Annotated in this window: 23 protein-coding genes and 1 pseudogene; 20 read left to right on the top strand and 4 right to left on the bottom strand. The window is 27.9% G+C overall.

The window, feature by feature from the left end; all coding sequences use genetic code 11:
- Positions 1 to 188 precede the first annotated feature (188 nt).
- The 6 genes from ACTNAO_RS06490 (at position 189) to ACTNAO_RS06465 (ending at position 5,821) form a co-directional block, all read left to right on the top strand.
- Positions 189 to 977 (top strand): glycosyltransferase, encoded by a 789-nt coding sequence (locus ACTNAO_RS06490; RefSeq protein ID WP_441027597.1) that lies wholly within the window; start codon positions 189 to 191, stop codon positions 975 to 977.
- A 2-nt stretch (positions 978 to 979) separates the two neighbouring features.
- Complete coding sequence (locus tag ACTNAO_RS06485) at positions 980 to 2,092, top strand: glycosyltransferase (RefSeq protein ID WP_441027596.1); 1,113 nt, start codon at positions 980 to 982, stop codon at positions 2,090 to 2,092.
- Positions 2,093 to 2,107: 15 nt separating this feature from the next.
- Complete coding sequence (locus tag ACTNAO_RS06480; protein WP_441027595.1) at positions 2,108 to 3,268, top strand: EpsG family protein; 1,161 nt, start codon at positions 2,108 to 2,110, stop codon at positions 3,266 to 3,268.
- A 43-nt stretch (positions 3,269 to 3,311) separates the two neighbouring features.
- Positions 3,312 to 4,400, top strand: a complete 1,089-nt coding sequence (locus ACTNAO_RS06475) for a glycosyltransferase WbsX family protein (protein ID WP_441027594.1) — start codon at positions 3,312 to 3,314, stop codon at positions 4,398 to 4,400.
- Complete coding sequence (locus ACTNAO_RS06470; RefSeq protein ID WP_441027593.1) at positions 4,390 to 4,944, top strand: acyltransferase; 555 nt, start codon at positions 4,390 to 4,392, stop codon at positions 4,942 to 4,944. Before ACTNAO_RS06475 ends, ACTNAO_RS06470 begins: the two co-directional genes overlap by 11 nt.
- Before the next feature lie 610 nt (positions 4,945 to 5,554).
- Complete coding sequence (locus ACTNAO_RS06465) at positions 5,555 to 5,821, top strand: hypothetical protein (RefSeq protein WP_441027592.1); 267 nt, start codon at positions 5,555 to 5,557, stop codon at positions 5,819 to 5,821.
- Between the two features lie 575 nt (positions 5,822 to 6,396).
- On the opposite strand, the gene ACTNAO_RS06460 is transcribed toward ACTNAO_RS06465, so the two are convergent.
- On the bottom strand, positions 6,397 to 6,666 hold the full coding sequence (locus tag ACTNAO_RS06460; RefSeq protein ID WP_441027591.1) for a hypothetical protein: 270 nt from the start codon (positions 6,664 to 6,666) through the stop codon (positions 6,397 to 6,399).
- Positions 6,667 to 6,847: 181 nt separating this feature from the next.
- Here ACTNAO_RS06460 and ACTNAO_RS06455 point away from each other — a divergent pair, with 181 nt between their 5' ends.
- The 13 genes and pseudogenes from ACTNAO_RS06455 to ACTNAO_RS06395 all read left to right on the top strand — a co-directional run bounded on the left by ACTNAO_RS06455 (position 6,848) and on the right by ACTNAO_RS06395 (position 21,635).
- On the top strand, positions 6,848 to 7,321 hold the full coding sequence (locus ACTNAO_RS06455) for a hypothetical protein (protein ID WP_441027590.1): 474 nt from the start codon (positions 6,848 to 6,850) through the stop codon (positions 7,319 to 7,321).
- 446 nt (positions 7,322 to 7,767) lie between these two features.
- Positions 7,768 to 9,372: pseudogene (locus ACTNAO_RS06450) on the top strand (PTS transporter subunit EIIC); the annotation flags it as partial.
- 323 nt (positions 9,373 to 9,695) lie between these two features.
- Positions 9,696 to 10,376, top strand: a complete 681-nt coding sequence (locus ACTNAO_RS06445; RefSeq protein ID WP_441027602.1) for a FadR/GntR family transcriptional regulator — start codon at positions 9,696 to 9,698, stop codon at positions 10,374 to 10,376.
- Between the two features lie 81 nt (positions 10,377 to 10,457).
- Positions 10,458 to 11,096, top strand: a complete 639-nt coding sequence (locus ACTNAO_RS06440; protein WP_441027589.1) for a hypothetical protein — start codon at positions 10,458 to 10,460, stop codon at positions 11,094 to 11,096.
- Between the two features lie 156 nt (positions 11,097 to 11,252).
- Positions 11,253 to 12,911 carry a dihydroxy-acid dehydratase gene (gene ilvD / locus ACTNAO_RS06435; RefSeq protein WP_441027588.1) on the top strand — a complete coding sequence of 553 codons (1,659 nt, stop codon included), beginning with the start codon at positions 11,253 to 11,255 and terminating at the stop codon, positions 12,909 to 12,911.
- Between the two features lie 38 nt (positions 12,912 to 12,949).
- Entirely contained in the window at positions 12,950 to 13,807 is an 858-nt protein-coding gene (locus ACTNAO_RS06430) for a putative ABC transporter permease (RefSeq protein WP_441046100.1), read from the top strand.
- Positions 13,808 to 13,944: 137 nt separating this feature from the next.
- Positions 13,945 to 14,793, top strand: coding sequence for an N-acetylmuramoyl-L-alanine amidase (locus ACTNAO_RS06425; protein WP_441027586.1), 849 nt, complete (start codon positions 13,945 to 13,947; stop codon positions 14,791 to 14,793).
- A 137-nt stretch (positions 14,794 to 14,930) separates the two neighbouring features.
- Positions 14,931 to 15,545 (top strand): stage II sporulation protein M, encoded by a 615-nt coding sequence (spoIIM, locus tag ACTNAO_RS06420; RefSeq protein ID WP_441027585.1) that lies wholly within the window; start codon positions 14,931 to 14,933, stop codon positions 15,543 to 15,545.
- A gap of 72 nt (positions 15,546 to 15,617) precedes the next feature.
- On the top strand, positions 15,618 to 16,496 hold the full coding sequence (locus tag ACTNAO_RS06415) for a tyrosine-type recombinase/integrase (RefSeq protein WP_441027584.1): 879 nt from the start codon (positions 15,618 to 15,620) through the stop codon (positions 16,494 to 16,496).
- A gap of 36 nt (positions 16,497 to 16,532) precedes the next feature.
- On the top strand, positions 16,533 to 17,705 hold the full coding sequence (locus ACTNAO_RS06410; RefSeq protein ID WP_441027583.1) for a phosphopentomutase: 1,173 nt from the start codon (positions 16,533 to 16,535) through the stop codon (positions 17,703 to 17,705).
- Positions 17,706 to 17,791: 86 nt separating this feature from the next.
- Positions 17,792 to 19,093, top strand: a complete 1,302-nt coding sequence (locus ACTNAO_RS06405; RefSeq protein ID WP_441027582.1) for a pyrimidine-nucleoside phosphorylase — start codon at positions 17,792 to 17,794, stop codon at positions 19,091 to 19,093.
- A 201-nt stretch (positions 19,094 to 19,294) separates the two neighbouring features.
- A complete protein-coding gene (locus ACTNAO_RS06400; protein WP_441027581.1) occupies positions 19,295 to 21,223 on the top strand; it encodes an OPT family oligopeptide transporter in 1,929 nt (642 codons plus the stop codon).
- Positions 21,224 to 21,296: 73 nt separating this feature from the next.
- The gene (locus ACTNAO_RS06395) at positions 21,297 to 21,635 is read left to right on the top strand and encodes a PqqD family protein (RefSeq protein ID WP_441027580.1); all 339 of its coding nucleotides are present in this window, start codon (positions 21,297 to 21,299) and stop codon (positions 21,633 to 21,635) included.
- A gap of 35 nt (positions 21,636 to 21,670) precedes the next feature.
- Here the strand turns inward: ACTNAO_RS06395 and ACTNAO_RS06390 are convergent, their stop codons facing one another.
- Positions 21,671 to 22,165: a CarD family transcriptional regulator gene (locus tag ACTNAO_RS06390; RefSeq protein ID WP_441027579.1), complete on the bottom strand. Its 495-nt coding sequence runs from the start codon at positions 22,163 to 22,165 to the stop codon at positions 21,671 to 21,673.
- A gap of 266 nt (positions 22,166 to 22,431) precedes the next feature.
- On the opposite strand from ACTNAO_RS06390, the gene ACTNAO_RS06385 reads away from it, so the two are divergent.
- On the top strand, positions 22,432 to 23,490 hold the full coding sequence (locus ACTNAO_RS06385) for a hypothetical protein (protein WP_441027578.1): 1,059 nt from the start codon (positions 22,432 to 22,434) through the stop codon (positions 23,488 to 23,490).
- 34 nt (positions 23,491 to 23,524) lie between these two features.
- On the opposite strand, the gene spoVB is transcribed toward ACTNAO_RS06385, so the two are convergent.
- Entirely contained in the window at positions 23,525 to 25,015 is a 1,491-nt protein-coding gene (spoVB, locus tag ACTNAO_RS06380) for a stage V sporulation protein B (RefSeq protein ID WP_441027601.1), read from the bottom strand.
- 219 nt (positions 25,016 to 25,234) lie between these two features.
- The gene (locus tag ACTNAO_RS06375) at positions 25,235 to 26,350 is read right to left on the bottom strand and encodes an aminopeptidase (RefSeq protein WP_441027577.1); all 1,116 of its coding nucleotides are present in this window, start codon (positions 26,348 to 26,350) and stop codon (positions 25,235 to 25,237) included.
- Between the last annotated feature and the right edge of the window lie 112 nt (positions 26,351 to 26,462).

Raw genomic sequence — 26,462 nt, 5'->3', positions numbered from 1 at the left:
AACTAAATAATCCACAAAAATAGAAATTGGTAATCTAAACCATACAATTGTGGATAATTTCATATAAAAAAAGTAAGACTGTGGATTAATATAGAAAAGTTAAATTTACAGGAAAGATGGTCAGATAAAAAAATTTACCTTTCGGTTCTGAAAAAAATGTGTCTACTATATTGACATAGGTCCATTCTTTGGATATACTTATAATAGATAATGCAAGTACAGATGGAACAGGAAAATTATTTTCTAAAGAAAATTTTGGAGTGTATTATTTCAATACTGGAAGAAATATCGGAGGAGCTGGTGGATTTAGTTTTAGAATAAAAAAAGCAGTGGAATTAGGATATGAGTATCTATGGATTCTTGATGATGATACTATGCCGACTGAAAAAGCTCTGGAAGTATTTTTGCAAAAGGATAAAGAACTTGATGGAAGATATGGTTTCCTTACAAGTAAAGTTCTTTGGAAAGACGAATCTATATGTATTATGAATGTACAAAAGATTACGAAGTGGAAACAATTAAAGAAATTTGATAAAGAGCAAGTTGTACAATATGCTTCTTTTGTATCTTTGTTCATAAAAGCAGATACTGTAAAAAAAGTAGGGCTTCCATATAAGGAATTCTTTATTTGGGCAGATGATTGGGAATATACTAGGAGAATATCAAAAAATGATAAATGTTATTTCGTTCCACAAAGTGTAGTTCATCATTGGTGTAACAGTAATGTTGGGGCAAACATTATTTCTGTGGAATCTGACAGAATAGGACGTTTTAAATATATGTATAGGAATGATGTCGTGATGTATAGACAAGATGGAGTAGAAGGTACTATTTATCTTGCTATTCGTAATTTATTGCACATTATTAGAATTTTCAAAGATGGTAAAAATGTAAAAGAAAAATTAGCATTGATAAAAAATGCGACTAATGAAGGAAAAAATTTTAATCCTAAAGTCGAGTTTCCAAAAGGAGAGTAATTTTGAAAAAAGTATTAGAGGTTTTTGGAGAGCCTATTTCAAGTGGAGGACAAGAATCGTATGTAATGTCTACATTAAAAAATATGGATTTATCAGGTCTAAGAGTTGATTTGTTTACGCCATATTATTGTGACAATCAAGAGTATATTGATTATATGAAACATATTGGTGGTAAGGTTGTTTATGCAGATTTTCCATTTAAGGTAGGTGGAACAAGGCGAGAAATAATACCTTGCTTTGAATCATATTTAAAGAAAAATGAGTATGATGTTGTACATATCCATTCAGGTAGTATTTCAGTCTTAGCTTATTATGCAAGAGTGGCTGCAAAGCAAGGAATAAAGAAGGTGATTGTTCATTCTCATAGTTCTGGATTGAAAGAAAATTTGAAGCATTTTTTAATAAAAATGTATGCTTCTTGTATATTTAAAAAATATGCTACAGATTTCTGTGCTTGTTCTATAGATGCAGCAAAATGGAAATTTCCAAAAAGTGTATTGCCAAAAGTAAAAATAATGAATAATGGTATTGATTTGCAAATATTTCGATTCAATCCTATTGATAGGGAGAAAAATAGAAAAAAATTTGGTATTGAAGATGATGAACTGGTATTAGGACATGTAGGTCGATTTACTTATGAAAAAAATCAAAGTTTTCTACTTGAGGTATTGAAGGAATATATTGGCAAAAAAGATAACATCAAAGTTAAATTAATATTGGTTGGAGATGGAATTGAGATTGAACATGTTAAACAAAAAGTAATTGATCTTGTATTAGATAATTATGTAATATTTGTTGGTTCATCGGATAAAGTGATAGATTATTTACAAGCCATGGATGTATTTCTATTACCTTCTTTGTATGAAGGATTAGGAATTGTAGGAATAGAGGCTCAGGCAACAGGACTCCAAGTAATAGCATCAGAAAGAATTCCAAGTACAGTTAAAGTTACTAAAAATATACATTTTGCAAGTTTGAATGATATTAATAAATGGTGTGATGAGATAGATAATTTAAAAATTGCAAAAAGAAAAGATCATTCAGAAGAAGTTAGAGAAAATGGATTTGATATAGTAGTAACAGCTAAAGAAGTTAGAAAATTGTATTTTGATTAGGAAAGGAATTTTTAGATGATAAAAGATTATGATTCACCAATTGGGTTTGATACTGTTTCAATATTAATATATATGTCTTTTTTTATGATGTCATTCCTTTTTTGCTATTTGTCAGAAAGAATGTATAAAAAAAAGAAAAAGTGGGTAGGAATTCTTTGGACTAGTATTAGTATACTAGTTTTATGTATTTTAGCTACATTAAGATCGACAACTGTTGGTGGTGATATTAGTGTATATTTATTACCGAATTTTAAGAAAGCAATTACATATAGCAAATTTTTAGATTTTTATGTAGTAGCATCTTCTCAAATGGAGGTTTTGTTTTCACTACTAGTTTATTTATTTGCTAAAATAGGAAGTATTAAATGTTTATTTTTTGCTATTGAATTTTTAGTATTAACACCTGTATACTATGTTCTTTATAAAAATAGGGAACGATGTTCAATTACTGTTGGTTACATTATATATGTATTTCTTTTTTATAATTTTTCTCTATCTGGGATGAGACAATCTATTGCTATGTCAATGTTATTTTTAGCTACAAATTTTTTATTGAATAGAGAATACCTTAAATTAATATTTTGGAGTATAATAGCAATTTTATTTCATAAGGGAGCAATTATTGCATTATTTTTAATAACGTTGATTATTGCTTTTGAAAATAGAAAATCATATAAAAAGATGCTTAGTATACTTATGATTATTTTAATTGTTTTTTTCGTTTTGTATAATCAATTTGTAAATATACTTGCAAATGTGTTTTGGTTAATTAATCCAAGATATTCATTTTACATACGAACCAATATTACAGATAATATTATGTGGAGTAATATTCCGAATACTGATATTGTGCTGAAATTGGGAATTGTCATGTTGTGTGTTATATTTGGTCATTATAAAAAATCAATTAACAAACAAGATGTTTCATTGCTCGTATTTTCTTTGATAGGTCGATATTTTGTTCTATTAAATGCAAGAATGTATGAAGCACTTAGAATAGCGTATTATTTTGATATTTTTACCATTATCTTAGCCGCTAATACGGTACATCAACAAAAAATTAATATGAATAAAAAAATATTAAGTATATGTTTAATAGTTTTAGCGTTTTTGTACTGGATATATTTTATTATGTATATTGGAGGGTATAAAACTAATATATTTACATTTGGTTAATATAAATAATATATAGATTATTTGAAAGGTTGAATTATAAATTATGACAAAGATTATTGCATATTATTTACCTCAGTTTTATGAAACAGAATATAATAATGAATGGTGGGGAAGAGGCTTTACAGAATGGGTTCATGTGAAGGAAGCAAAGCCTTTATATAATGGACATAAGCAGCCAAGAGTTCCTTTAAACGATAATTATTATAATTTGTTGGATAAAAAAACTGTTGAATGGCAAACTAAAATAGCAAATGAATATGGAATTGATGGATTTGCATATTATCATTATTGGTTTGAAGGTAAAATGCTGCTGGAAAAACCTGCTGAGAATTTGTTACAGTGGAAGGATATAAATCAGAAATTTTTCTTTTTTTGGGCAAATCATACATGGTATCAAGCTAAAAATGGAAAGAAAAAAGTTTTGATTGAACAAACAGATGGAGGAGAAAAAGATTGGAGAGAACATTATGAGTATTTGAAACAATTTTTTTCGGATGCTCGCTACATAAAAATTGATGATAAACCTGTATTTGGTATTTATAATATGAAAATGCTTAAAAATGCTGATGCTATGATTGAATTTTGGAATGAGTTAGCAATAAATGATGGATATAAGGGGATTTTTGTTATTGAAAATAAGATGAAAAAGGGTGCAAAGAGTCAATGTAAAAATTCCAATGCAGTTGTTGCGCGTCAGCCAATGATTGCATTAAATGATTTTAATCTTAAAATTTACAAAAGAGTTATTAGAAAAATTAAAAATTTTTTGTTTCCAATACCTAAAAAGCCACAAATAGTTGATTATACATTAATTTCCAATTTTGAAAGAAATTATTTGAGTAAATCTAGTAAAAAAGAATATTTAGGTTGTTCAGTCGGTTGGGATAATACTCCAAGACACAAAAATTATGGACAAGTTTTTATTGGAGCTAATCCTAAGTTATTCAAAAAAACAGTAAGTGAATTGCTGGAGAAATCAGAAAGAATAGGGAATGAATTTATTTTTATTAATGCTTGGAATGAATGGGCTGAAGGAATGTATCTTGAACCAGATGAAGAGAATGGCTATAGATATTTAGAGGCGATCAGAGATGCAAAAATATCTATTAAGGATAAAATTTATGATAAATAAAGTTATGAAATTAGTTTATAAATTGAAAGTAAGAAGTTTAAAATGGGGTTCTATTAAAAATTTTAATATTGGTAAAGGATATATTGTAATTGGGTCTGAAAATATTTTTTTAGGAGATTTTTTTTATGCAGAGGATAATCTTAGACTTCAAGCGTGGAAATCCTATGGAAACCAGTCATTTAATCCGTTGATAAAAATAGGCAAACATGTTTCTATGATGGAAAATTGCCAAATTTCTTGTTGTAATAAAATATTAATCGGCGATGGATGTTTGTTTGGTGCAAATGTTTTTATTACTGATAATTTTCATGGAAATAATTCAATGGAACAAAATAATATATTACCAATTAATAGACCATTAGAAGTTAAAGGTAGTGTATGCATTGGAAAAAATGTTTGGATTGGAAGAAATGTTTGTATTATGCCTGGCGTAGCAATTGGTGATGGTGCGATAATTGGTTCGAATGCTGTGGTAACACATGATATTCCAGAAAAAAGTGTTGCGGTTGGTGTACCTGCAAAAGTAATCAAGCAAATAAATTAAATCTAAAAATAAATATAGAAAACTGTATTAGCAAATTTACATGTAGAAGACTCAATTAAATTCAAAGTAGAAAATATAAAATCTAACATTATGAAAGAAAAATCACTAAAAGCTAATTATATTCAAGTTGGTGAAATGGTCTTATGTCAATATTTTGGACACCAAAAGTTAAACTTTTTAATGTTGTACTAGCCTTCAATAAACTTAAATATAGTAATATTAGCTTAATGATAGAATAAAAATAGTATAAGTTGAAAGTGGAAATTTCTCGAAAAGATATATAATATAATTAAGGTTATAAAGATTTGCGATCTTGGAGGAATAGAAATAAATAAACAGTATGATAAAGAAAATGTAGTAAGGTATTACAAAGATCATTATGAATTAGCACTAAAGAAGTGTTCTGAGAGGTTAGGTATTGCAGCGTCAATTGGATTAAAAAAACTGATTCTAATAATGGAGAAGTTCCAACTAGAGGATCTGGAAACTATTCTAGTGATGAAGCTAAAGAAAATGCTAGATTAAAGAAAGAATTAAGAAATACCAAAGATGCACTTAATATATTAAAAAGAAGCCTAATATCAATAAATTGATATAACATTCTGGGAAAATGATACAAGCTATATTTATCGAAACTGCAAAAGAAGAAACTATTACAGCTGATGGTAAGAGACTTCGACTTAATGTCAGCGGAATGCTTAGAATATTAGGCGTTTCAAGAAATGGATATTATTCTTTTAAGAATAGGAAATCATCTTTAGGGGAAAAATGTAAAGAAGTTATTGAAGATAAAATAATAGACATATATGATGAATCCTGCCCAAATTATGGAGCAGCTAAAATTACGCAGAAACGGCGTGAAACAGGAAAAAAATAAGTGAAAAGACAATTGAAATTAATATGAGAGAATTAGGGCTTAAAGCTCATTATATCAAGCCTTATATTGCTATAACGACTAATCCAGATTTTAGTTCTGAACTTAAAAATATACTAAGTGGAAATTTATTCCGTTTCATCCCTAATGTTGTTTGGTGTACAGATATAACTTATATATGGACTTATGATGGCTTTTTATATCTTACAAGTGTTATAGACCTATACTTTAGAAAGATAATATCTTGGTATTTATTAGCTCAACTCTTGAATCAAAATGGATTGTATAAGCTATAAACAAGGCTAAAAGAGAATGGTTAAATCGTTACAGGATTTTAGACTATAAATACGCTGAAAAGCTTGTTTTTGAATGTGTAGAAATTTTTTACTAGGCTTGATACCTTGATTCGATAAAATTCTAAAAGAATTAAGGCTTAATCTTACATAATAAAAAATATTAAAATAAGCTCAGATATTAGGTATTTACTAAGACCTGAGCTTATTTTAGCATATCTAAATTTCTATTATTATACGTATTTTATGTTTATTTATCTGCTAATATGACTTACTATTTTAATATTAAAAGTCATCCCCTTTAATAATACCTGCTTTTATTGCATTAATAAAAGTTGTGTATCCACAATTTGTGCAAACAATTGGGATTATTGGTTCTACCAATTGATCATTTCCTAATACAATATCACCATTAGAATTGAATTCTCTCAATTGATAAACAACAGGTTCTATACTGATGTTTTCTTGATTACATATAGGACAAAAACCAGCATTTTTTGATTTTGAATTAATAAAAAATTGGACTTTTTTTAATTGATATTTTGATAATTTCATAATCCTATCCCTCCTAATTAATATATTATAATTTATTGAATAGAAAATCAATTTTAAATTTAACAATCTGTAAACATTTCATTAAACAAAAAAATTAATTGTTAAATGCAATACATAAATATAATCCTTACATTTTTGTATGATAAAATTTATTTATACAAAAGATAAAGGTGGAATGTTTATGAAAAGTAGTAAATTTAAGATAAGATCTATAATTGCAGCTTTTGTGGTAACATCATTTTTAAGCAGTTTTTATCCCTTTGAAAATTCAAATGCATATGCAGATGAATATGATACTTATGAATATAGTTTTTCTGCTACTCCAAGTGAATCCATAAATTTAGGTGAAAGTATAAATTTAAAAGCATATGAAAATGACGCTTTAGAGTATAGTTTTTTAGCTGAAAAGGGCAATGAAGTTAAAACATTAAATGATAATATAAGTATTGCATCCTTTAATAAGTTAAAAATATATACTGATAAAGATTCAATAATAGAGCAATATGTAAAAAATAATAATTTTGATTATATAATAAATGGACAGGATTATAAAAATAATAATTCTAATAAGGAAGGAGATAATTCAAACATTTTATTATTAATGGCAGCACTTATATTAACATTACCAATTTTAATAAAAAGAAAAAATATTTAAAAAAAGTATAAATAAAAGTGTCTTATAACCGATAATAGAAAGAAAGTGAATTTACGAGGATAAATGTGCCAATTATAGACTATGTTACAAATTAAATAGGCTTGTGCATAGTAATAAAATGTTGTACAATTATAGAGAGATGTAAAAGCGTTATAAATAAAAAATTTATAATTAAAAAAAGCAAAAGTCTATAAAAAGTACAAAGGTACTAGACCTAAAATTAATATTGACACTATAAGATAAAAAGTATTTTTGAAAATTATGCATTTTATAGATGTATATAAGCTTGTCAATATAAAAAATAGAAGGCTAGTATATAGTCTTCTATTTTTTATCCATAATATTTCTTATGAATACGTTTTAAAAAGCATATTTTTTTGTTATTAATCTAATAATATAATTAGAATGTTATTAGTTAATTATATATAAAAAGGAGGATTATTATTATGAAGGACAAAATTTTTAGTGTTTTGCAAAAAGTTGGTAGGTCCTTTATGCTACCAATAGCAATCTTGCCAGTAGCAGGATTATTCCTTGGAATAGGAGGTTCATTTACAAATGAAACAATGCTTAGTGCATATCACCTTCTAGATATAATGGGACCTGGTACATTTATTTATTCAATTTTATCAGTAATGAATGCTGCAGGGTCAGTTGTTTTTGATAACTTGCCACTTATTTTTGCTATGGGTGTAGCAATTGGTATGGCAAAAAAGGAAAAGGATGTTGCAGCTTTATCAGGTGCTGTTGCATTTTTAATAATGCATGCTTCTATTGGTGCATTAATAAATATTAATGGTGGTACTGATAACATGTTAGCTGGTTCAACAGCTAGTGTACTTGGAATTACTTCACTTCAAATGGGTGTTTTTGGTGGTATTATAGTTGGTCTTGGTGTTGCTGCACTTCACAATAAATTCTACAAGATTGAACTTCCACAAGTTATTTCATTTTTTGGTGGTACTAGATTTGTACCTATAATTTCAGCTATAGTTTATGTAATTGTTGGTATACTTATGTTCTATATTTGGCCAACAATTCAATCTGGTATATTTGCATTAGGTGACCTTGTTAGAAATTCTGGTTATGTAGGAACTTGGATATATGGAATTATAGAAAGAGCATTAATTCCTTTTGGTCTTCACCATGTATTCTATTTACCATTCTGGCAAACAGCAGTTGGAGGAACAGCAACAGTTGCAGGTCAATATGTAGAAGGTGCTCAAAATATATTCTTTGCACAACTTGCAGATCCTTCAGTTACTCACTTTAGTGTAGATGCAACTAGATTTATGACTGGTAAATTCCCATTCATGATTTTTGGTCTTCCTGGTGCAGCTCTTGCAATGTACAAATGTGCTAAGGAAAACAAGAAAAAAGTTGTTGGAGGACTTTTACTTTCAGCAGCACTTACAGCTATGGTAACTGGTATTACTGAACCAATTGAATTTACTTTCCTTTTTGTAGCTCCACTTCTTTATGGAATACATTGTGTTCTTGCTGGTTTATCATTTATGATTATGCATATACTTAATGTTGCAGTAGGTATGACATTCTCAGGAGGACTTATTGATTTATTCCTTTTTGGTATACTTCAAGGAAATTCAAAAACAAATTGGGTTTATATAATTTTAGTAGGTATAGTGTATTTTGCAGTTTACTATTTCTTATTTAAATTCTTAATTCAAAAACTTAACTTAAAAACTCCAGGTAGAGAAGATGATGGTGAAGAAACTAAACTTTATACAAGAAAAGATGTTGAAGCAAAGAAAGCATCATCTGAAGCATCAGATTCTAAAGAATCATCTCAAACAAATGATGATGATAATTCTGCATTAATACTTCAAGGTTTAGGTGGTAAGGATAACTTAGATGGTGATCTTGATTGTTGTATTACAAGACTTCGTTTAACAGTTAAAGATCCAAGTAAAGTTGATGAAGATATTCTTAAGAAAAGCGGTGCAGCTGGTGTTATTAAAAAGGGAAATGGACTTCAAGTTGTTTATGGACCTAAAGTTCCAGTTATAAAATCAAAATTAGAAGATTATATATCAAAATAATATTTGTTATGAAAATATTTACGGCATAAAACTCTTATGGTTTTATGCCTTTTATGTTATCTTTTTTATATGTATATGTTATAAATAAAAGTGATAATAACATGTATCATTTAAGAATATTAATCATCACTATTAATTATAACAGAACATAGGTTAATTTTAGTTATCATTATTAGCTATAACAATATATAAATACCATAAGTTTTATATATAAAAATTAAATAATTAATAATATATTGTTGCTAAAATATAATTTTATTGATAATGTAAAGATATAGGATATTAATGTACAAAAACTTATAGAAAATGGTGAAATTATGAAAGATAAAAAAAGATTGTCAGAGAGTATTGCCGATGATATATTGACAATGATAACAATAGAAAAGCGCTTTAAAGAAGGTGATAAGCTTCCTAATGAAAATGACTTATCTAGTGAATTAGATGTAAGCAGAACAACATTAAGGGAAGCTATAAGAATCCTTGCAACAAATGGTGTATTAGAAATAAGAAGAGGCAAGGGCACATATGTAACATATAATGAAAAAAATGAAAAAAATGCTGCCTTTGAAAATCTTTTAGATGCAAAAATAAATGCAAAGGATCTTTATGAAATGAGACTTATTTTTGAACCAGAAGCGGCATATCTTGTTGCCATTAGAGCAACTGATATGGAACTTAAAAGAATAATAAATTATGGAATGATGGTTGAAGAAAAAATACAAAAAGGTCAAGATAGAACTATAGAAGAACAGGCTTTTCATAAGGCAATTGCTAAGGGAACTCATAATGAATTTATGAATAAACTTATGCCTATAATATACAAGGCTATAGATAAGGGGGTAAAGTTATCTCAAACAAATAAACAGGCACTAAAGGATACATTAATTGATCATAGAATGATTATGGAATTCTTAGAAGCTAGAAATGCAGAAGGTGCTAAAAGTGCAATGAAAATACATATACTTCATGCTATGAATGAACTAGGTCTTATGTAGTAATACAGGAATAATTTTCTTGTTGAAATTAAATTCTCTATACATTATAATTACCTTACAATAAGATAAGGCGGTGTGATTTTGGATAGAGAACTTTTTGACTTTTTAAGTAACATGCAAGACAACATTAATAAAAAGTTTGATAAAATTGAAAATGAAATAGTAGGTATTAAGACAGATATATCAGGAATGAAAACAGAAATATCAGGAATGAAAACAGAAATATCAGGAATGAAAACAGAAATATCAGGAATGAAAACAGAAATATCAGGAATGAAAACAGAAATATCAGGAATGAAAACAGATATATCAGGAATGAAAACTGAAATATCAGGAATGAAAACTGAAATATCAGGAATAAAAACTGAAATATCAGGAATCAAACAGAGAATATCTGTTATGGAAAGTGATATTTCACTATTAAAAGATAATCAAGAATTATTAAGAGAACAAGTAAAAGAAAACACTAGCATTTTAAAAGCTATAAGGCATACAGTAGAGCAACATAAAGCTTATATAGATAAAGAAGCCGTTGATATTGCACATATTGAAGGTGATGTTGAATCTATAAAAGAAAGCATTAATACACTTAAAAATAATTATAGTGAATTAAAAGAAAGTGTTCTTGATATAAAAAAGAATGAAAGCTTGTTAATTTCAGCAACAAAGGAAAATTGTTATGATATTGTTTTATTAAAAAAAGCAGTATTTAAAGGCTAAAATATATTTTGGTGGTAATATGAGTATTAAAACTTGTATTATCACTTTTTTTATTAAAAATTATATTGGGTATTGTATAACAATGATATTGACATTAGACAACTCTCACTATATAATTAAAACATAAATCAAAAATATAAGTAGAGGTGGATTATATTGAAAAGTGATGTAATTAGAAAAGGTGTTAATGCAGCACCACAAAGAGCATTATTTCATGCATTGGGATTAACAGATGAAGAAATTAAAAAACCTTTAATTGGTATTGTAAGTTCAAAGAATGATATTGTTCCAGGACATATGAACATAGATAAAGTTGTAGAAGCAGTAAAACAAGGTGTTGCTATGGCAGGAGGAACTCCAATAGTATTCCCTGCAATTGCAGTTTGTGATGGTATTGCAATGGGACACGAAGGAATGAAGTATTCACTTGTTTCAAGAGAACTTATTGCAGATTCAACTGAAACTATGGCAAAGGCTCACGCTTTTGATGCTTTAGTTATGGTTCCTAACTGTGATAAAAATGTTCCAGGTCTTTTAATGGCTGCAGCAAGAATTAATGTTCCAACAATTTTTGTAAGTGGTGGTCCAATGCTTGCAGGTACATTAAATGGTAAAAAAATAAGTTATTCAAATGTATCAGAAGCTGTAAGCAGATACAAAGTAGGTGACATAAATGATGAACAATTATTAGAATTTGAAGAAAAAGCATGCCCATCATGTGGTTCTTGTTCAGGTATGTTTACTGCAAATAGTATGAACTGTTTAACAGAAGTTCTTGGAATGGCTCTTCCTGGAAATGGTACTATTCCAGCTGTTTATTCTGCAAGAATTAGACTTGCTAAAAAAGCTGGTATGCAAATTATGGAACTTTTAAAGAACAACGTAAGACCAAGAGATATTATGAAAGAAGATGCTTTCTTGAATGCATTAACAATTGATATGGCTCTTGGATGTAGTACAAATAGTATGCTTCATTTACCAGCAATTGCTCATGAATGTGGAATAGATTTGAACCTTGATTTAGCAAATGATATTTCAAGTAAAACTCCAAACCTTTGTCATTTAGCACCAGCAGGAGATCACTTCATTGAAGAATTAAATGAAGCTGGTGGAATATATGCAGTTATGAATGAAATAAATAAGCTTGGAGTACTTCATACTGATTTAATGACTTGTACAGGTAAGACTGTAGCAGAAAACATTAAAGGCCATGAAATAAAAGATACAAATATTATAAAAACTATTGATAATCCATATAGTACAACAGGTGGTATAGCAGTATTAAAAGGAAATCTTGCACCAGAGGGATCAGTTGTTAAGCGTTCTGCTGTAGCTGAAGAAATGATGCATCATAAAGGACCTGCTAGAGTATTTGATTGTGAAGAAGATGCATTAAATGCTATATATGATGGTAAGATAAATCCTGGAGATGTAGTTGTAATAAGATATGAAGGACCAAAGGGTGGCCCTGGTATGAGAGAAATGTTAAATCCAACATCAGCTATTATGGGTAGTGGACTTGGAAATTGTGTAGCATTAATTACTGATGGTAGATTTTCAGGAGCTACAAGAGGTGCAGCTATAGGACATGTATCTCCAGAAGCAGCAGTAGGTGGTAATATTGCCTTAATTAATGAAGGAGACATGATAGAAATAAATATTCCTGAAAATACAATTGAAGTGCTAGTTTCTGATGAAGAATTAGAAAATAGAAGAAAAGAATGGAAACCAAGAGATCCTAGAATAACAGATGGATACCTTGCAAGATATGCAAAACTTGTTACATCTGGATGCACAGGAGCAGTTTTAAAATAATATAAGTTATGATATATACAATTTATGAGATTATTTGGATGTTCTTTTTATATTCATTTTTAGGATGGTGTTCAGAAGAGGTATATGCTGCATGGGCATATAGAAAGTTTACTAATAGAGGTTTTTTTAATGGAACTTGGTGCCCTATATATGGTATAGGTGTCATAGTTGTTATAGCATTCTTAGAACCTCTTAGTAATAATTTGCCTATATTATTTTTAGGTGCTGTTATTTTAACATCTCTAATAGAGTTTATTACTGGATTTGTTTTGGAAAAAATTTTTAATGAAAAATGGTGGGATTATTCAGAAAATAAGTTTAATATTCATGGATATGTATGTCTTAGTTTTTCAATTATGTGGGGAATTTTATGTACATTTGTTGTAAAAGTCATTCATCCACTGATAATGAAATTAATAGATGGTATGCCACATACTTTAGGGCTTATTTTTCTTCTTATTATTTCAGTAGCTTTTTTTGTTGATTTGGTAGTAACAATAATGGCTATTTGCAAATTTAAAAAGCAGCTTAAATTAATGGATGAATTAGCAGAAAAAATAAAAGCATTCTCTAATGAAGTTGGAATAAATATATATGAAGGTGTTACTTCAGCTCTTGATAAAGAAGAACAATTTAAAGAAAATGTAGAAGAAAAGGTAGCTCAAGCTAAAGAAATTTCTAAAGAAAGAGTAGCTTTAAGAAAAGAAGCATCATTAGAAAAAATGCAAGCTTTTAAGAAAAAATCCCAGGAATTAGAAGAATTAAAAATCAAATATAAAAAAATATTTGACAATAAAAGATTTTCTTATACAAGAATAGTAAAAGCATTCCCTAAACTAGAAAAGGGTAAATATAAAGAATATTTAAGTAAAATGAAGAAGATTTACAAAAAGTAATATTTTATCAATAAAAATAAACTACAAGGTTGATTTTTGTCAATTTTGTAGTTTTTTTTATTTTAATATTTCCTATGAATAAAAAATATACTAAAGGGAAAAATAAATAAATAGAAGGTTTGGAGAAGGTGGAAATTTTGAAAATAGCAATTGATTTAGCTCATGGTTTTCCAAAGGATCATGGAAACATTGGTATTATATCTGAAGAAGAATTAATTAATGAAGTTGGGATATATCTTATAAAAGAACTTAAAAGTTTAGGCCATGAAGTTATGTTACTTAGACCTTCAAGAAATAGTAAAAACGATTCCCTTACAGAAAGAGGTTTGCTTAAATTAAGGGTAAAAAAATGTAATGAATTTGATAGTGATATTGTAATAAGTTTACATGGAAATATTGGAAAGGGTATTGGATCAGAAATATATACATACAAAGGTATTATGCATAAAGAGGCAGTTACAATATTAGACAATTTAAGCATTTTAGGATTTAATAATAGAGGCATAAAAAATGGAAGTGAAATTTATTTTGTTAAAGGGGTAAAGGCTAGAGCATTAGTTGTATGTGTATGTTTTCTTGATACTTTGTATGACGTTAATAATTATTATAGTGTAGGACCAGCAGCTATAGGTAAAGCTATTGCATATGGTATATTAGGTCATAAAAAGTCAAAAGAAGAATTATCAGATGAAAAGGACAATATTACTTGGATTGAATCTTTAAAAAATCAAATTACTATTCAAGGATATGCTGATATTAGTGATTTAGATTTAGAACCTGAAGAAATAATATATTATGCTCCGGATATATCCTTTGGCGCTATTGGTAGTATAACAAAACTTATTCAGAAAAAATTAAACATAAACTGTGATGGTATATTTGGAAATGAAACTAGAAATGCTGTTGTTGAATTTCAAAAGCTTAACAATTTAAAAATTGATGGTATAGTAGGTAGTGATACATGGACTAGTCTATATTATAATTAAAATATTTCATTGTAGTTATTTGTGAAATGAAAAGTATTTAATGTAAAGATAAATTAACAAAATCTCCATTAAGTATTATGAATAATATTGTTTTTTTAATCATAATATTATTTATAGTAACTTTGGAGGAGTAAAAGATGAAAAAGTTATTAACAGAAATAAATGACACTATAAGACAAAATAAGTTTAATTATCTTATAATACTGTTATTCTTATGTATTGGAATTGTTTTTGGAGTATGCAGTGTAAAATACATGAATAGTACGGATAAAAATGATTTGATTAATTATTTTAATACTTTTATGGAAGGTACTAGAAATGAAACTATAAATTATAGTGATTTACTTTTAAGCATAGTGATTAAGGTACTTTGTATTTTTATTCCCATTTTAATATTGGGTTATACTTTTTGGGGAACTCCTATAATATTAATTATTGATTTTATTAAGGGGTTTACACTTGGATATACATTTTCATTTTTAATTAATACTTTAGAAAAGAAAGGGATTTTATTAGCATTAGCTTCTGTTATTCCACAAAATATTATTTACATTCCATGTATTATACTAATGAGTATTATTTCTATAAAAACAGCAAATTATAGATTTAAGCATAGGTTTTTAAAAAGTAAAAATATAGGTATAATTATGGGAAATTCTAAAAAAATGATTTTTACTTTAATATTATTTTGTGTAGTTGCAATGTTTATAGAAGCTTTTGTTTGCCCTAGTTTAATTAAAATAATAGTATAAGAGCTAAACATAAGAAGGGGATAGATTTGATTTGTCGAATATAAAAATATAAGTAATGGTTAGGAGACAGAAATGAGGGAAATAATAGATAATTATAAGGAATATTTGTTACAAAATGATAAAAGTGAAAACACAGTATATGCATATGTTACTGATGTTAATCTATATTCAAAATTTGTAGAAAAAAAACAAATGCAGTTATTTAAATCAGATAATGTGGCAATAATGGCCTATATTCAATATCTCTTAAACCAAGGAAAATCAGAAAGATCAATAAATAGAATTGTTATTAGCCTTAGAAGTTTTTATAGTTTTTTAAAATACAAAGAAATAATAAGTGAAATACCTAAGATTTCTTTTAGAAGTAGCAAAACAGAAAAAAAATTACCTGAAATTCTTACTATTGCTGAAGTTGACAAAATAATAAGATCCGTTGATAAAGATTGTCCTAAGGGAATAAGGGATAATGCACTTTTAGAACTTATGTATGCTACAGGAATGAAAGTTTCTGAATTAATAAATATAAATGTCCAAGATGTTAATTTAGATCTTGCTTTTGTAAAATGCATAGACAATAAAAATTTTGAAAGACTTATTCCTATAGGCAGAAGTGCTTTAAGAGCAGTAAATGAATATTTAGAAATAAGAAGTACTATTGCAGATTTTGGAGTAAATAACCTTTTTGTTAATTTAAATGGTCAAAAATTAACAAGACAAGGAATATGGAGAATTGTAAAAGAGTATTCTCATAAAGCTGGAATAAAAAAGGACGTTAATTTAAATACATTTAGGCATTCTTTTGCAGTTCATATGCTTCAAAATGGTGCAAATGTTAGAGCTGTTCAAAAGCTTCTTGGAAATCAAGTACTTACTTACATGGACACTTATTATGAAATAATAAATAATGATAAAATTAACGTAATATATAAAAATACTCATCCAAGAGCTTAAGGGTTAATAATTTCTAAAGATAAGGAGGAATGCTTTATGAAAAGAGTAATATTAATAGTTTTAGATAGTGTTGGTATTGGTGAAATGCCTGATTCCTATAAGTATGGTGATAAAGGTGCAGATACATTTTTTCATGTTAATGAGAAAATGGGAGGTTTAAATATTAAAAATTTAGAAAAACTAGGCATATACAGTATTCCTAAGATTAAGAATTTTAACAATAGAAATGATGTTATTGGATGCTATGGCAAAGCTATGGAAAGGTCAGTAGGTAAAGATACGGTAACTGGACATTGGGAAATAGCTGGAGTAATTTTAGAAAACCCTTTAAATACTTATCCAAAGGGTTTTTCAGATGATATTATAAATAAATTTAAAGAAAAAACAGGAGTTAAAGGGGTTTTAGGAAATAAAGTTGCATCTGGTACTGAAATAATAAAAGAATTAGGTGAAGAGCACATAAAAACAAAATTTCCAATAATATACACATCTGCTGATAGTGTATTTCAAATTGCATGTCATGAAGAGGTTTATTCTTTAGATGAACTTTATAAAATGTGTATTGAAGCAAGAAAAATATTAACAGGAGATAATATTGTAGGAAGAGTAATTGCAAGACCTTTTGTAGGAAAAGATGGTTCTTTTACTAGAACTTCTAATAGAAGAGATTATGCATTAGATCCTTTTAGTAAAACAATGCTTGAATATATAAAGGAGAATGGTCTTACTGTGGCTACAGTAGGCAAAATTGAAGATATATATAATAAAAAAGGTGTTACAGATGCAATTCATATAAAAAATAATATGGATGGAGTAGATAAAACTCTTGATTATATGGATTCTGTAGAGAATGGTCTTATTTTTACTAATTTAGTTGATTTTGATATGTTGTATGGACATAGAAATGATCCAATAGGATATGGAAATGCCATTGAAGCCTTTGATAATAGACTTAATGAAATATACAATAAAATGCAAGATGAAGATTTACTTATTATAACAGCAGATCATGGATGTGATCCTACAATGCCTGGAACAGACCATTCAAGAGAATATATACCAATACTTTTATATGGCAAAAATATAAAAAGCAACATATGTATTGGTATTAGAGACACATATGCAGATATAGGAAAAAGTGTATTAGATTATTTAAATATAAAAAATAATCTTGTAGGTAAATCATTTATAAGGGAAATTATTAAATAATATTTTTAATATTAGATTATTATTAAATTATTGTATTAGATGTTTACTAAAGGTTATGTAAAAAATTTGCTAAGGGTGGGGAACTTATGAGAATGTATGATATTATTTACAAAAAAAGATGTGGAAAAGAGCTTACAAAAGAAGAAATAGAATACTTTGTAAAGGGCTTTACAAATGGTGAAATTAAAGATTATCAGGCATCTGCACTTTTAATGACCATATTTTTTAATAAAATGAATAAAAGAGAAACTACAGATTTAACAATGGCTATGGCAAACTCTGGGGATACTATGGATTTATCTAAGATTCATGGCATAAAGGTCGATAAACATTCAACTGGAGGTGTTGGAGATAAAACAACAATAGCTTTGGCGCCACTAGTAGCGTCTACAGGTGTTCCAGTAGCCAAGATGTCAGGAAGAGGACTTGGCCATACAGGAGGTACAATAGATAAGTTAGAATCTATTGACGGTTTTTCTGTAAATATTAGTGAACAGCAATTTATTGACAATGTAAATAAAATAAAAATTGCTCTTGCTGCTCAAACAGGAAAATTAGCACCTGCAGATAAAAAAATATATGCTCTTCGTGATGTAACTGCTACAGTAGATAATATGTCTCTTATAGCATCAAGTATTATGAGTAAAAAAATTGCATCTGGTGCAGATGGAATTGTTTTAGATGTTAAAGTTGGAGATGGAGCATTTATGAAAACAAAGGAAGATGCAGAAAAATTAGCTAGGTTTATGGTGAACATAGGAAATTCTGTAGGTAGAAAAACAATAGCAGTTTTATCAGATATGAATGAACCTTTAGGGTTTGCTGTAGGTAATTCATTAGAAGTAATAGAGGCTATAAATACTCTAAAGGGGAATGGTCCTAAGGATCTTCTTGAACTGACACTATGTCTTGGAAGCAATATGCTTATGATTGCAAATAGAGTAGAAACTTACGAAGAAGGAAGAACTCTTTTGCTTGAAAATATTAAAAATGGAAAGGCTATAGAAAAATTAAAAGAATTTATAAAAATGCAAGGTGGTAATGAAAAGTTTGTAGATAATATAAATCTATTTAAAAAGAGTAAATATACCATTAATGTTTTTGCAAAGGAAAGTGGTTATATTTCGAAAATTCATGCACAAAATGTAGGACTTATTGCTATGAAACTTGGTGCAGGAAGAGAAAATAAAGATGACTTGATAGATTTATCTGTAGGAATTGTCTTTGCTAAAAAATGCTGTGACAAAGTTAATAAAGGCGACTTATTAGCTACAATATATGCAAATGATGAAATAAAAGGTAACATTGCAGCAAAGGAATTATTAAATGAAATAGAAATTAGTAATAATTCTTGTAAAAAAACTTTAATATATGAAATAATAAGGTAATGATTTTCTTATAAATTAATAAAAAAACTAGTATAAATATGCCATATTCGTAGAATACTATGAATATGGCATATTTTTTTAACAAAATGTTATTTTTATGATAAATAGTTGAATATAATAATAAAATATATTAAAATTAGTAAAGGAATTCGCAAAATATGTCGAATATTTTAGCTTAATAATATTTAAGGAAGTGATTTTTTGGAAAAAGATAAAGATTTTAAACCTTATATTAGTGCTGATAAAATAATACCTGAATTTACTGTGACTTCTATAGTACTTGGTATTATTCTTGCAGCTATTTTTGGTGCTGCAAATGCATATTTAGGTTTAAGAGTTGGTCTTACAGTTTCGGCATCAATACCGGCTGCTGTATTATCAATGGGTATAATAAGGTTTATTTTAAGAAAAGATTCAGTGCTTGAAAATAATATGGTACAAACAATAGGTTCTGCAGGTGAATCTCTTGCAGCTGGTGCCATTTTCACATTGCCTGCATTATTTATATGGGCAGATGAATGGGGCACATCAACACCATCATTTTTAGAAATTGGAATAATTGCTTTATGTGGTGGTTTGCTTGGAATATTGTTTATGATTCCACTTAGAAAGGCTCTTATAGTAAAAGAGCATGGAGTTTTACCTTATCCAGAGGGAACGGCTTGTGCAGAAGTTCTTTTAGCAGGGGAAGAGGGTGGCTCTAAATCAAGTGCAGTTTTTGCTGGGCTTTCAATTGCATCAATATATAAATTTATAACTGATGGTTTAAAAATATTTCCTAGTGAAGTACACCATGAAATTAGTAGCTACAAGGGTTCTGCTGTAGGTATGGATGTACTTCCAGCGCTTTTAGGTGTTGGATACATATGTGGTGCTAAGATAGCAGGATACATGTTTGCTGGTGGTATAATAGGTTGGCTTGTTATATTGCCTGTTATAAGTCTTTTTGGAGGAAATGCAGTAGTATTTCCAGCTGAAATCCCAATAAGTCAGCTTGATACTTTCGGACTTTGGAGTAATTACTTGAGATACATAGGAGCAGGTGCAGTTGCTACAGGTGGTATATTAAGTCTAATTAAAAGTTTACCTTTAATTATAAGTACATTTAAAAAGGCATTAAAGGATTATACTAATAAAGATAAAGAAAATGGATTAATTAGAACTGATAAAGATATTCCTATGAATATAGTTATTATATTAGTTGTTTTAATAATGCTTATAATAGCCCTTGTACCAACTATACCAGTGTCATTTATTGGGGCATTAATAATTGCTGTATTTGGATTTTTCTTTGCTACAGTATCCTCTAGGCTTGTTGGATTAGTTGGAAGCAGCAACAATCCAGTATCAGGAATGGCAATTGCTACTTTGTTAATTTCAACTATCGTCTTAAAAGCTACTGGAACTGTAGGAAAAGAAGGAATGATAGGTGCCATGGCAATAGGATCTATTATATGTATAATAGCTGCCATTGCCGGAGATACTTCTCAAGATTTAAAAACTGGATATATAGTAGGTGCTACTCCTAGAAATCAACAAATTGGAGAATTTATTGGAATTACAGTATCAGCTCTTACAATAGGTGGAGTTTTATATCTATTAAATGCAGCTTGGGGATATGGATCTACTGAACTTCCAGCGCCACAAGCAATGCTTATGAAAATGGTAGTAGAAGGTGTTATGGAAGCTAATCTTCCTTGGAATCTTGTGTTTGCAGGTGCAGGAATAGCTATTGCTGTTGAAGTTTTAGGTATACCAGTATTGGCTTTTGCAGTAGGATTATATTTACCAATACATTTAAGTACACCAATTATGATAGGTGGATTAATTAGACTATATTTTGAAAAGAAAAAGAAAATAACAGAAGAAAAACGAAAAGATATTGTTGATAGAGGTCTTTTATACACTTCAGGGCTTATTGCAGGTGAAGGGTTAGTAGGTATATTGCTTGCAGTATTTGCTATTGTAAAAATTAAGGATGTACCATTGTCAGAATTAATCGATATATCTTCAATAATTAATTTTGGAAATATTGGTGGTATAGTTGCTTTTGTACTTTTAATATTGTCGTTATTTATGTTTACTATATGGCATAAAGATAATAGGAGTTCTAAAGAAAATAAAGTATAATAAAATTTATAATTATTTATGAAATGCACAAATTTTGTGGATTTTAAAGTAATTTTAGAAGGTGAGTGCAATTTTGGGTTTTAAAAGTAGAAATAAAGACAATTGCCTTGAAGTCATTCCTACTAGAAATAAAAAAATAAGCTGGAGTGTCAAGGAGAATATTGTAATACTAGAAATAGAGCGAAAAGGATTTTTTGATAAGATAGCTCAAAAATTTTTTAAAAGACCTAAAAAAAGTTATATAAGGTTAGACGAATTATCTAGCTTTGTGTGGCTTAATATTGATGGTAAAAGAAATATAAATGATATAGCTATGCTTGTTAGAGAAAAATTTAAAGAAAAGGCAGAACCCTTATATAATAGGCTTATTACTTTTTTTAAAATTCTTTATGATAATAAATTTATTTTATAAAATAAAAGGTGAGATAAAAATCATTATCTCACCTTTTATGCTAATTTTAATGAATTATCTAACATATCAGCTGCTTCGTTATTTGAAATATCCTTAACAATACTTATTTCGTCAATAACAAGCTTTCTTACATTGTTTAACATTTGTGTTTCGCTTGAATTTAAAGTGTGTTCTTTTTTAACATGTGATAAATCGAATAAAACCTCCATGTAATCTTTTAAAGTACCTGATTTCATTTTTGAAGTATTTTCAGTGATTCTTTCTTTGGAATTTGCATATGTAGTATTTTTTGCGCTAGAAGCAAAATAAGATATGTTGTCAAAAATTTTATCAACAGTTGATGTATCACTTAATAATCTTATGTTAGAATCTTTAACACGATTAGATGGAAGCATTACCTTTAAAGAATTACTAATTAAATGGATTTTATAAAAATCCTGCATTTCACCTTTGAATTCTCTTTCTTCAATTAAATCAATAACTCCTACCCCTTGTACTGGATAAACTATTTTATCTCCTATATTAAACAAGTATGGCACCTCCTAATATTTTTACTATATAATTTCTTGTTATGTATGTATTATATCATAAAATATCTGTAAAAATCAAATATTTAATTTTATCATATACAATAATAGTGGTCAATACCTATAAGAAAATATTAATTCTTTTAATAAAAAGTTTACTTTTGCATAAATATAAGAATAATTTAAGGAAAGTTAATATAATATATAAAGGTATTACTAGGCAAAATGTAGAATTAAAAATTTAGCAAGTAAAGGAAGGAGGAATTCCTATGAAAATGGTAGTTAATACATGTAATATTGATACAATATACGGTAATAGAACTATTAATCTTATTAGAGAAGATATAAGTGAAACACAAGCTGATCTTATAGTTTTTTCAACTCATGCAGATAACAATAGACCAATAGAAGGAGAAGTTTATGAAGCTTTGAAAAAAGTTTATAAAGTTAATTTTCAAGGCAAGGGAAATGTAAGTATGATAATGAATGATGTAAGTATGCATTATTGGAGGGAAAAACAAGAAAATAAAGAAAGAAGACAGGGATTTCTTATGGCTAGAATTCCAACTTTTTCTGAGAAGAAAGATAAATTATCAACTTATGATAAAAATATAAGAGCAATATTTGCTACAATTAAGGCTTTGGAGTTTAATGATAATGTATTTGAAAGTATTTCGTTGCCTATAATTGAAGGAAATAAAAACATAGATTATTATGAAAGTATAAAAATTTTATTGAAATATGCCATAAAACTTTTAAAGGAAAGTAAAAACACAGAGGTTTTAAATTTTTACATTTTAAGAGAAACAGAAGAAGGAAATTGGAATAAAGCTTTTGAAAAAACTTTAGGAAGAACATATTATAAGCAAGGAAGTCTTGTTGTAATTGAGTCGTTGATAGTTAGCATTAAAGAAATTATTTCTGATATATTTAAAAGTGGGGAATATAAGGAACTGGAGTATATTTTAAGAATAATTGAAAGTGAATTAGATGAAGTTGATTCCTTATCAATTAACAGTATTGCTATAAACTCTAGAAAAATAAGTGAAATAATCGCAAAAAGTGTGGCTAGCAAGCATAATCTTAATATTTTTAAAATTAAGTATGATTTAAGTTCTATATTAAATTTACTTTCAAGTAAAGACATATTAGCACCATGGATTATTCAGTACCTTCATATGTCTAGAGTTTTTGGTAATAAATCAGCTCATGTTGAAACTTCTAATAAATATGTACCAAAGAAATTTTATAATAGTGATTTTATATCAATATTGTCATCTTTATATAATATATTAGCTTTTTGGTATTATAATAAAGATAAAATTTAATAATCTAAATGGATATATTGGCAAATGGAGAAGTTTAACTTTCTCCAAATTTGCCCCAAAATATGAATATTCCAAAAGTTAAAGCAATAATAAGAAGACTCCAAGTTAAATTTAAAGGGTGTACAAATTTAGATATTAAAATATTTAATATAAAATAGGTTAAAATTGAAAGTAAAATATAAATTATTACATTTGTTAGTGATATATCAATATCTATATTTTTAGTTACTTCATATAAATTTATTATTACACTTACAATGGAAGTTAAGAAAAGTGTTATAACATAACCATAAATATTAATCCAGGAGATTGAGGTAAATAGAAACAAACCTATTAATTCCAATATTGCAACGATTATTGAATTTCTAAGAATTATACCTTGTTTATTTATGCCATTTAATATTCCAAACATTGTTGTAGATACAAAGAAAATCGGGGCAGAAAGTCCTGCATATTTTATGTAATTTCCAAGGTCATTTCTTTGATAAAATATTTGGCCAAGTTCATCTGGAATTAAAAAGCAAACAACGGAAGTTGCTAGTCCTAAAATAAAGGCAACTTTCATTACTTTCCTTATTCTTGTTGATGCACTATAGTAATTTCCTTTACTTATAGTTTGAGAAAGATCAGGGATTAAAAGTGTATTAATAGAGCTTACAACAATAAGTGGCATTCCTATAATCATCATTGCCATACCTGTAAATTTTCCAATCATAGATAAAGCTTCAGTGTGTGAAAAACCAGCATAATTTAAACATCTAGGAATAACTAATGTAGACATGGTATTGAAAATATTACTTAAAAATCCATTAAGAGTTAAAGGGAGACAAAGAGCTAAAACATTAAATAGAAGTTGAGAACGTCTTTCAGGCCTTTCATTTGTATGAGGTATAGATTTTTGAATGTGTTTGTAGTACAAAAATAGTAGAATTAAACTTTGAAGTTCTCCAAGACACAAGGCTACATAACATAATGTAACAAGCAAAGTTAAATCAGTAGCATTAAATGCAAATATTAAAATAGCTACAGTTAATATTCTAAGAGCTTTTTCTAAAATATCTATTGAAGCTGGAAATACTATTTTTGATGTACCCCAGAAATATCCTTTTAAAATATTTGAAAGAGCAATAAATATCATTGCAGGACATGTTACTTTAATAGAATTTATAGTACGTATATCCTTTATTCCATATTCCCCAATATAAGGGGCAAATACAAACACTAAAATTGCTACTAAAATTCCCCATAAAAAATTAAAAAATGCAACTGTTTTGATAGTTTTTCTTAAATTGGTGAATTGTTTTTTTTCTGAATAAACAGCGGATATCTGTGAAATTGAGGCAGATACACCTGCTGACATTATACATATAAATAAATTATATATGGGCATAACAAGGTTATATAACCCCATGCCTTCAGCACCTAATATATGAGAAAGATATATTGAAAAAATAAAACCTAAAATTCCTGTTGTTATATTTGAAGTAGTAAGTAAAAAGGAATTTTTTAAAAAGTCATCTTTGATGACTTTGGCATCTTTCAAGACTTTGTTTTTTGGAATGGTAGTAGAATTTTTTCTATTTGAGGCTATATCAATATTTTTTGGCAAAAATATTCACTCCTAAAACTTGATTATACATTAGTTTATTCTATTTGATAATTAAATATACAATGAAATTTTTAATATATAAGTAAAAAACTAGGTGCTAAAGTGCACCTAGTAGAAATGAAATTTTGCCTATTTTTATTTTAAGTTTTCTGGGTTTAAGCATTCAAGTTCAGGAATTACAAAAATTCCATCTTTTCTTATTAAAACATCATCAAAGTAGATTTCTCCACCACCATATTCTTTTCTTTGAATTAATACAAGATCCCAGTGAAGAGCTGATTCATTGCCGTTATATGCATCATCATAGCAACTACCAGGTGTAAAATGAATAGAACCACATATTTTTTCATCAAATAATATATCTTTCATTGGAGTTAGTATATATGGATTTACACCTAGGGCAAATTCTCCTACATATCTTGCTCCATCATCCATATCAAAAACTTCATTAATCTTTTGTGTATCATTAGCAGTTGCTTCGATTATTTTGCCATCTTTAAATGTTAACTTAATGTTTTCATAAGTAAAACCACCATGAAGAGATGGAGTATTATAGCAAATTGTACCATTGACAGAATTTTTTACAGGGGCAGAATATACTTCGCCATCAGGAATATTCATTTCTCCTGAGCATTTTATAGCTGGAATATCTTTAATTGAGAAAGATAAATCTGTTCCATTTCCTGTTATTCTAACTTTGTCAGTTTTATTCATTAAATCAACTAGTTTATCCATAGCTTTTGACATTTTTGAATAATCTAAATTGCATACATCAAAATAGAAATCTTCAAAAGCTTCTGTACTCATATTAGCTGATTGTGCCATAGAACCATTTGGGTATCTAAGAATTACCCATTTTGTTTTTGGAACTCTTATTTTACCATGAACTGGTTCTGCAAAATGCATATTATATAATTTGTTTTTGTCAGATGGAACATCAGATGTTTCAGCAGTATTATTACCAGCTCTTATGCCGATATAGGCATCCATGTCATTCATTCTCTCACTTTCGTATTTAGCCATAAGATCAAGTTGTTCTTTAGTAGCGCCCATTAGAAGTTCTCTGTCAACTTCTTTATTTTTTAATGTAACTAATGGTATTGCAGAAACTTTATAGGCTTCTTTTATAAGTTCTTTAACTAAGGGCAGGCAATCACCTATTCCTTCAATTAATACTTTTTCTCCAGGTTGCAAATTGCATGAATAATTAATTAAATTTTTGGCAAGTTGTGTGTATCTACTATCTTTCAAGTTAAGTCCTCCTTTTTATTGATTTCTTTAAAAATAGTATAACATTGTTAGATTAAATTTATAAGTATATGTAAAATAAATGTTATATTTTTCTGAAATAAAAATATAAATA

It is taken from the genome of Clostridium sp. HCP1S3_C6 (genome assembly GCF_052066735.1).
GTDB lineage: Bacteria > Bacillota > Clostridia > Clostridiales > Clostridiaceae > Clostridium.
Note: the sequence above shows the minus strand (reverse complement) of the source record. Positions and strands in the feature narration are given on the sequence as shown.